Annotated in this window: 7 protein-coding genes; 3 read left to right on the plus strand and 4 right to left on the minus strand. The window is 72.9% G+C overall.

Annotated elements, in window-relative coordinates:
* Nucleotides 1–27: 27 nt before the first annotated feature.
* Nucleotides 28–981, minus strand: coding sequence for a helix-turn-helix transcriptional regulator (locus ACFOX0_RS22005; protein WP_377549078.1), 954 nt, complete (start codon nt 979–981; stop codon nt 28–30).
* A gap of 63 nt (nt 982–1,044) precedes the next feature.
* Here ACFOX0_RS22005 and ACFOX0_RS22010 point away from each other — a divergent pair, with 63 nt between their 5' ends.
* The gene (locus ACFOX0_RS22010; protein ID WP_377549080.1) at nt 1,045–2,190 is read left to right on the plus strand and encodes an epoxide hydrolase family protein; all 1,146 of its coding nucleotides are present in this window, start codon (nt 1,045–1,047) and stop codon (nt 2,188–2,190) included.
* A gap of 360 nt (nt 2,191–2,550) precedes the next feature.
* Here ACFOX0_RS22010 and ACFOX0_RS22015 read toward each other — a convergent pair whose 3' ends face one another.
* Complete coding sequence (locus ACFOX0_RS22015) at nt 2,551–3,600, minus strand: ArsR/SmtB family transcription factor (protein ID WP_377549082.1); 1,050 nt, start codon at nt 3,598–3,600, stop codon at nt 2,551–2,553.
* Nucleotides 3,601–3,747: 147 nt separating this feature from the next.
* Between ACFOX0_RS22015 and ACFOX0_RS22020 the strand changes: the two genes are divergently transcribed.
* Complete coding sequence (locus ACFOX0_RS22020) at nt 3,748–4,713, plus strand: MBL fold metallo-hydrolase (RefSeq protein ID WP_377549084.1); 966 nt, start codon at nt 3,748–3,750, stop codon at nt 4,711–4,713.
* A 46-nt stretch (nt 4,714–4,759) separates the two neighbouring features.
* Here ACFOX0_RS22020 and lpdA read toward each other — a convergent pair whose 3' ends face one another.
* The gene (gene lpdA, locus ACFOX0_RS22025) at nt 4,760–6,160 is read right to left on the minus strand and encodes a dihydrolipoyl dehydrogenase (protein ID WP_377549086.1); all 1,401 of its coding nucleotides are present in this window, start codon (nt 6,158–6,160) and stop codon (nt 4,760–4,762) included.
* A 506-nt stretch (nt 6,161–6,666) separates the two neighbouring features.
* On the opposite strand from lpdA, the gene ACFOX0_RS22030 reads away from it, so the two are divergent.
* Nucleotides 6,667–7,302, plus strand: a complete 636-nt coding sequence (locus tag ACFOX0_RS22030) for a hypothetical protein (protein ID WP_377549088.1) — start codon at nt 6,667–6,669, stop codon at nt 7,300–7,302.
* A gap of 22 nt (nt 7,303–7,324) precedes the next feature.
* Here ACFOX0_RS22030 and ACFOX0_RS22035 read toward each other — a convergent pair whose 3' ends face one another.
* Nucleotides 7,325–7,741 (minus strand): hypothetical protein, encoded by a 417-nt coding sequence (locus tag ACFOX0_RS22035; protein WP_377549091.1) that lies wholly within the window; start codon nt 7,739–7,741, stop codon nt 7,325–7,327.
* Nucleotides 7,742–7,883 lie beyond the last annotated feature (142 nt).

Consider the following 7,883-nt stretch of genomic DNA (forward strand, 5'->3'; position numbering starts at 1 on the left):
TGGCTGGACGGGTGTGCTCACGCGGTCCTAGTCGTCGGTGGCGTCGGCGAGGCGGGCGGTGAGGCGTCGCATGTGTGTGATCAGTTCGGGTGGCTGTTCTATCCGGAAGCGGAAGCCGAACAGCGCGACGTAGACGGCGATCTCGTCGAGAGAGTTCGATCCGGCGTGCAGCAGGCAGGTGTGCGGGTCGACGGCCTCGATGACGCCGACGGTGGGCGGGATCCGCTCGGCGGCGGTCTCGGCTGGCGCGTACATGATGATCCGGGCCTGATAGCGGTAGGGGGCGGAGGAGACCCCGCGGGTGAGGTAGCGGACAAGGTCGACGTCGGGAGCCTGGCGGGGTGTGAAGCGTGGGCCGGTCGGGAGGTGGGGGCGGATTCGGTCGACCCGGTAGGTGCGCCAGTCGCGCCTGTCGGTGTCCCAGCCGACCAGGTACCAGCGTCGGCCGGTGTGGACCAACCGGTGCGGTTCGACGTCACGAACGGAGTCGGTGCCGTCGTGGCTGCGGTAGTCGAACCGGATCCGCTCGTGCCGGCGGCAGGCGCCGGCGGCGGCGGTCAGCACATCCGGAGGCACGGTGGGCCCGGCCGCGGGAACGGTGACGGTGACCGAGTGCAGCAGGTTCACCCGGTGTCGTACGCGCGACGGCAGCACCTGTTCGAGCTTGGCCAGTGCGCGCAGCGAGGTTTCCGCTATACCGGTGACCGTGCCGCTGGCGGCGGTGCGCAGGGCGATGGCGACGGCGACGGCTTCCTCTTCGTCGAGCAGCAGCGGCGGGAGCCTCGTTCCGGCTCCGAGCCGGTAGCCTGCCGCGCCGGGAGTGGCGTGCACCGGATAGCCGAGATCACGCAGCTTCTGGATGTCGCGGCGCACCGTCCGCACGTCGACCTTGAGCTGCCGCGCAAGCTCCGTGCCGGCCCATTCGCGCGGGGTCTGCAGCAGTCCGAGCAGCCGCAACAGTCGGGCCGAGGTTTCCAGCATGTCCGCGATTCTGTCAGCCGCCTAGGGCCGAAGCTGTCCTAGGTGTCTCATAGTGTCGTTTCCATGAGCGAAGAGATCACCCCGTTTCGGATCGACATATCCCAGGACCGCCTCGACGACCTGCGTGAGCGGCTCGCCCGGACCCGCTGGCCGAGCCACGTCCCCACCAACGGTTGGGCGGCCGGGGTGCCGCTGGACTACCTGAAAGACCTGGTCGAGTACTGGCGCACCAGCTACGACTGGCGCTCCCACGAGGCGCGGCTCAACGAATTCCCCCAGTTCACCACCGAGATTCACGGGCAGAACGTGCACTTCCTGCACGTCCGTTCGCCCGAGCCGCACGCGCTGCCGTTGATCCTCACCCACGGCTGGCCCGGCTCGGTGGTCGAGTTCATGAACATCATCGGCCCGCTGACCGATCCGGCCAGTTATGGTGGCGATCGCGCCGACGCCTTCCACATCGTGGCCCCGTCGCTGCCCGGCTTCGGCTTCTCCAGCCCGCTCACCACCTCGGGATGGACCACCGACCGGGTGGCTGACGCCTGGGCGAAGCTGATGAGCCGCCTCGGCTACCACCGCTACGGCGCACAGGGCGGCGACACCGGTGCGATCGTCTCCCCCCAGCTGGGCCGCATCGACCCCGAGCACGTGGTCGGCGTGCACGTCAACAACCTGGGCACCTTTCCCTCCGGCGACCCGGGGGAACTGGTCGGCCTCAGCGAGACCGACCAGGCCCGCCTCGCGCTCATGGGCACCTGGGGTACGGACATGTCCGGGTACGCGATCGTCCAGGCCACCCGGCCGCAGACCATCGCCTACGCCCTCACCGACTCGCCGGTCGGCCAGCTCGCCTGGATCGTCGAGAAGTTCAAGGAATGGACCGACCCGAGCGGCGGCCTGCCGGAGGACGCAATCGACCGCGACCTCATCCTCACCGACGTCTCGATCTACTGGCTGACCGGCACCGCCGGATCCGCCGCCCGTATCTACTACGAGGACGCCCGCACCTGGGGCCGGACAAAACCCCGGTCACCGGTGCCGACCGGGGTGGCCGTGTTCCCCAACGACATCACCCTGCGGCCGCTCGCCGAACGCGACCACAACCTGGTGAGCTGGACCGAGTTCGACCGCGGCGGCCACTTCGCCGCCCTGGAAGCACCGGACCTCCTGGCCGACGATGTCCGGGCGTTCTTCCGCCCGTTCCGCTGACGGTGACCGGACAGGCGGTCGTCTCGCTGGCCCGGACCGCGGTCCGGGCCAGCGAGACCGCGCAACCCGCGCATCACCACAGGAAGCCCGACGAACACCCCCGGAGACAGATTCGATGATCGATAGTTCCGCTGTGCTGCCGCGACTGTCCTGGCCCGAGGTGTGGCGTCGAAGGCACCCCGGCCACCAGCAGCGCCGCTGCCGTCCGCCGCGCCGACGGCGATGATCGGCGTACCGACGTGCCGGCCGACCAGGTCGATGCCGGCGGCGGGCGAGGCGCGGTGACCCAGGTGTAGGGGCAACTCGGGTCGCACCAGAAGTCGGCCGTCACCGGTCGCGACATGACATCCCGCTCCCCGCTCAGTCGTCCGCGCCGGTGGCCGGGGCGCCGACCGCGGTCAGCAGCGCGGCGGCCTGGTCGGTGCGCTGGTACAGCACGCTGTGCCCGGACTGTCGGCGGGCCACCAGGCCGGCCTGGTGCAGCCGGCCCAGGTGGTACGAGACGGTCGCCGGGCTGAGCTGGTGCCGGGCCGCCAGGTCGGTGGTCGACCGCGGGGTACGCAGGTCGGCCAGCAGCGCGGTCCGGCGCAGCCCCAACAGGCCGGTACGGTCGGCGGCCCGCTCCGGGGCGGCCCACACCCGGCCCCGGCCGAGCGCAGGGTAGCCGAGCATCCCCTGACCCGGGCGTCCGGTCCAGACGGCCGGCGACGGCAGGAAGATCGACGGGGTGAGCACCAGTCCCGGGGTGACGTCCACGTGGATGCGCCACGGCCGGTCCAGCATCACCCGGGCGCCGTCCCAGCTCAGCGTCGGATGCAGGCTGCCGAAGATCTCGGCGAGGCCGGTCCGGCCGGCCAGCGCGGCGCGTTCCCGTACGTCCTCGTCGAGGATCCGGCGCAGGGCGGGCCAGGAGTCGGCGAGCACCAGCGTCCAGCAGCGGTCGAGCTGTTCGGCCACGCACGCGGTCAGCGCCGACTCGCCGGCGGCCAGGACGTCCGCCACCACGGTGGGCAGGGGCGCCCGCGGGTCCCGGCCCGGTGCGGAGTTGGTGCGGCGCAACGCCTCCGGTGGCGGCGGACCGATCCGGAACGCCAAGCGCAGCTGCTCGCGTACCAGGTCCGGCGGCATGGCGGCCACCGCGTCGAGTTCGGCGGCCAGCGTGGGCTCGTACTCGGCGGGCACCGGCACCAGGAAGTCGGGCACGTACCAGGTGGCGCACTCGGCCAGCGCCACCAGCACCGCGAGGTCCGGTCCGGCCAGCCGGTGCCGGGTCTGTGCCACCCAGCCGGCGGCGAACGGCGCCCGCTCCGGGTGGGTCAGCACCTCCAGGCCGGTGGTCAGCTCCGCGACCCGGGAGATGGCGAACCTCGACCGGGTCAGCCGCTCGGCGTCCACGGCGAATGTGATCACTGGCCGCCTTTCGAAAACCCTCGAATCGCTCGCACCGCGTCGGGTCCGGCTGGTCGACTGACGCCCGCACGGATCGGCCCGTTCCGATCGCCACCCGGCGTGTCGACACCGTACCGCCCCGGCGACGGCCCCGACCAAGGAGAAGAGATGAGTTTCGGTCAGCACCCCATCGGACGGCGGAAGCTGCTGATGGGCGCCGCCGCCCTGGGAGCAGGCGTGACACAGATCGGTCGTGGCGACGCCGCGTGGGCGGTCGGAGCCGGGCGTCGTCCGACCGCGACGGCCAGCCGCTCCGTCGGCCCGTACGACGTGATCGCCCTGTACGACGCGACCGGTCCGTTCTTCACCACCCGGCAGGACGCGTTCCCCGCCGCGACCGACGCCGACTGGCAGCGCGCGCGACGGCTCGACCCCGGGGCGTTCGGGCCGGACGACGGCTGGAACCTGGACTTCCGCTGCTACGCCGTCCGCCGGCCGACCGGCCGGTACGTCCTGGTCGACACCGGGGTCGGCCCGGCCGGCTCCCCCGCGTCGAGCTGGGCCCCGGTGCCCGGGCACCTGCCCGAGCGGTTGGCCGAGGCGGGCATCGACCCGGCCGACATCGACACGGTGGTGTTGACCCACGTGCACGGCGACCACATCGGCTGGTCGGTGACGCCGGCCGGGGTGCCGGTCTTCGGCAACGCCCGGTACGTCGTGCAGCACGCCGAGATCGCCGCGCTGGAGGCCGCCGGCAGCGGGCTGGTGGCGTACCTGATCGAACCGCTGCGCCGGACCGGCCAGCTGCACGAGGTCACCGGACGGACCGCGCTGTTCGGCGCCGGCCCCGCCGGCCGGTACGGCGGACAGGTCACCGTGCTGCCCACCCCGGGCCACACCCCCGGGCACCAGTCGGTGCTTGTCGCGCACGACCGGCGGCAGCTCGTGGTCACCGGCGACCTGCTGGTGCACGCGGTGCAACTGGTCAACCCGGACGTCGGCTACCGGTACGAGGACGACCAGGAGGTGGCCCGGCGCAGCCGGCGGGCGCTGCTGGCCGAGGCCGGTGAACACAGCGCGGTGCTGGCCACCGCGCACCTGAAGCAGCCGTTCGTCGCCGCCCACCGGCCGTGACGTGCGCCGTCGGTGGTCGCGGCGCACGCCGGGCCGGGCCGGGTCGTCACATGTTGATCATATGACCGGCCAGGCCGTGGATCGCCTCCTTGACCGCCTCGCCGAGGGTCGGGTGGGCGTGCACGTTGCGGGCCACCTCGTGCACGGTCAGGTCCCACTGCTGGGCCAGGGTCAGCTCGGGCAGCAGTTCGGTGACCTCCGGGCCGATCAGGTGCGCGCCGAGCAGTTCGCCGTGCGTCGCGTCGCTGAGCACCTTGACCAGGCCGGTGCTGTCGCCGAGCCCGTGCGCCTTGCCGTTCGCGGTGAACGGGAACTTCGCCACCCGTACGTCGAAGCCCCGTTCCCGGGCCTGCGCCTCGGTCCAGCCGAAGCTGGCGATCTGCGGCTGGCAGTAGGTGGCCCGCGGGATCATCACGTAGTCGAGTTCCATCGTCTCGGCCCCGGCGATGGTCTCCACGGCGACGATGCCCATCGACTCGGCGGCGTGCGCCAGCATCAGCTTCGCCGTCACGTCGCCGATGGCGAAGATGTGGTCGACGCTGGTGCGGCACCGGGCGTCCACGTCGATGGCGCCCCGGTCGGTCAGCCGGACCCCGGTGCGGTCCAGGCCGTACCCCTGCACCCGGGGCTGGAAGCCGATCGCCTGCAGGACCTTGTCCGCCTCCAGCACCCGCTGCCGGCCGTCCTTCGACACGGTGACCCGGACCCGGTCGCCGGTCTCCTCGATCCCCTCCACCCGGGTCGAGGTGTGCACGTCGATGCCGAGCCGCCGGTAGCGTTTGGCCAGTTCGGCGGAGATCTCCTCGTCCTCGGTCGGCACGATCCGGTCGAGGAACTCGACCAGGGTCACCGCGACCCCGTAGTTGCGCAGCACGTACGCGAACTCGACGCCGATGGCGCCGGCGCCCACGATCACGATGCGCTCCGGCAGGTCGGCGCTGAGGATCTGCTCCTCGTACGTCACCACCCGGTCGGACAGCGTGCTGCCGGGCAGCAGCCGGGTGGTGGCGCCGGCGGCGATGACACAGTGGTCGAAGGTGACCGTCTCGGTCCCGCCGGCCGCGGTGGCGACCTGGAGGGTGTGCGCGTCGAGGAAGGTGCCGCGCCCGTCGTACTGGGTGACGCCGTTCTTCTTCATCAGGTAGTGGACGCCCTTGACCCGCCCGTCGGCGACCTTGCGGCTGCGCCGGTGGGCGGCCCCGTAGTCGAACCGCACGCTGCCGTCGATTTCGATGCCGAAGGTCTTCGCCTCGCTGGTGACGATGTGCGCCAGTTCCGCGTTGCGCAGCAGCGCCTTGGACGGGATGCAGCCCACGTTCAGACAGACGCCGCCCCAGTACCGTTCCTCGATGACGGCCGTGCGCAGGCCCAGCTGGGTGGCCCGGACGGCCGCGGTGTAGCCGCCGGGGCCCGCGCCCAGCACCACCACGTCGAAATGTGCGCTCATACCCGCGACGGTAGGGGACCTGCCCGGCGGGCGGCCGGCCCCGGCGGTGTGATCGTGCCGACAGGCGGACCGGTCACGCGCCCGCCGGTTCGACGCGGCCGTCGACCAGTACGTCGACACCACCCACCGCCGCGACCTGGCCGGTTTCGCCGCGCTGCTGCACCCCGACGTCACCATCGTCTTCGCCGGCGACGGCCAGGTCCTCGACGGCCGGGCGGGTCCCGGCCGGACGGCACGGGGGTGCCCGGCCGGGGCCCGGTCCGCACGGGGGACGGTGGGCCGGTCCGGCACTCTCGGGTGGCGGGCCGGCCCGCCGGCGCGTGCGTCGCCGGGGTGGCCGACGGTACCGGCGCGTGCGTCGCGGGTGGCGGACCGTCCCCCACCGTCGCCTGGTCGTAGTCTGGCGACGTGATCGGCACCGACTGGCTCACCGGCCCGGGCTCCCGGTGAGCGTCCCTCGTCCGCTCCTGGCGGCGGTCCGCGACAACGCCAGATGGTGCGACACCGTGTGCCGCGCGCACGGCCTGGTCGGCGACTGGCGACCAGACGGATGGACGGTGCCGCGCCGCCCGCCGCGGTACCACCCGGACGCCGTCACCCTGCGCCCCGACGCCGACGACCGGTTGCTGTCCCGGATCGACGCGACGGCCGGCGCGACCGTGAAGGACAGCTTCGCCACACTCGACCTGACCGGGCACGGGTTCCAGGTGCTGTTCGAGGCCGCCTGGATCCACCGGGCACCGTCGGCGCACCGGCCGCCGGGCGCCGGCCGGGGACCGGGCGACGCGGTGACCGCGACCGAGGTTGGCACCCCGCCGGAACTGGCCACCTGGGCCGCCGCGCACGGCGGCGGCGACGTGTTCCGGCCGGCCCTGCTGACCGATCCGGCGGTGACGGTCCTGGCGGTCCGGGACAGCGCCGGGACGCTTCTCGGCGGCGCGGTGGTCAGTCGGGGCACCGAGGTCGCCGGGCTCTCCAACGTGTTCACCACCGTGGGCCCGCCGGATCGGGTCTGGCGGGCGGTGCTGGCGCACCTGCCGGGCGTCCCGCTGGTCGGCTACGAGTCCGGTGACGATCTGGCGGCGGCCGAACGGGCCGGCTTCCGTCCGATCGGACCGCTGCGGGTCTGGCTGCGGTCCTGACCCACGGCCGCCGGGGACCCGGTCAGCCGGCGGCGGGGCGGCCGGTCTCGGCCAGCGCCGCCACCGCACCGGTACGGACCATCCGGTGCCAGCCCAGCCGGCTGCCCAGCAGGACGGTCACCACCGACTGCACGACCACCAGGTACATCACCTGCCGGTAGACCACCTGCTGCAACGGCAGGCTCCACAGCGGGCCGTACCGCTCCCGGTCCAACCGCAGCGCGTACGCGGCGGTCAGCGCCTGCAACCCGAGCAGGCCGAACCAGGCCAGCGCCAGGTGGGACCACGGCAGGAACAGCAGGCCGTAGAGGGCGAAGACGTCGACGGCCGGCGCGGTGAGCGGCAGCACGACCTGGAACACCGTCAGGTACGGCAGTCCGCGCCGGCCGAGCCGGCCACCCGGGCCGCGGTCGCGCAGCGCGCCCCGATGCCGCCACATCGCCTGCATCGTGCCTTGACGATCTCTCCGCCCTAAAGGACGGAGATTCCCTCCACGCTGCGCGTGGAACACGCGGCGTCCGGGTGGATTCCTGCTTCTCGGCGCGGTGCCGGCACGGGGTCCGGTCTTACCTGCGCTCCAC

The sequence above is a fragment of the Micromonospora zhanjiangensis genome (assembly GCF_042650605.1).
In the GTDB taxonomy this organism is placed as follows: Bacteria; Actinomycetota; Actinomycetes; order Mycobacteriales; family Micromonosporaceae; genus Micromonospora_J; species Micromonospora_J zhanjiangensis.

Excerpts from the sequence above, each read along its gene's own strand:
- ACFOX0_RS22020 (WP_377549084.1), top strand. The coding sequence starts at position 3,748 with ATGAGTTTCGGTCAGCACCCCATCGGACGGCGGAAGCTGCTGATGGGC.
- ACFOX0_RS22005 (WP_377549078.1), bottom strand. The coding sequence starts at position 981 with ATGCTGGAAACCTCGGCCCGACTGTTGCGGCTGCTCGGACTGCTGCAG.
- lpdA (WP_377549086.1), bottom strand. The coding sequence starts at position 6,160 with ATGAGCGCACATTTCGACGTGGTGGTGCTGGGCGCGGGCCCCGGCGGC.
- ACFOX0_RS22010 (WP_377549080.1), top strand. The coding sequence starts at position 1,045 with ATGAGCGAAGAGATCACCCCGTTTCGGATCGACATATCCCAGGACCGC.
- ACFOX0_RS22035 (WP_377549091.1), bottom strand. The coding sequence starts at position 7,741 with ATGTGGCGGCATCGGGGCGCGCTGCGCGACCGCGGCCCGGGTGGCCGG.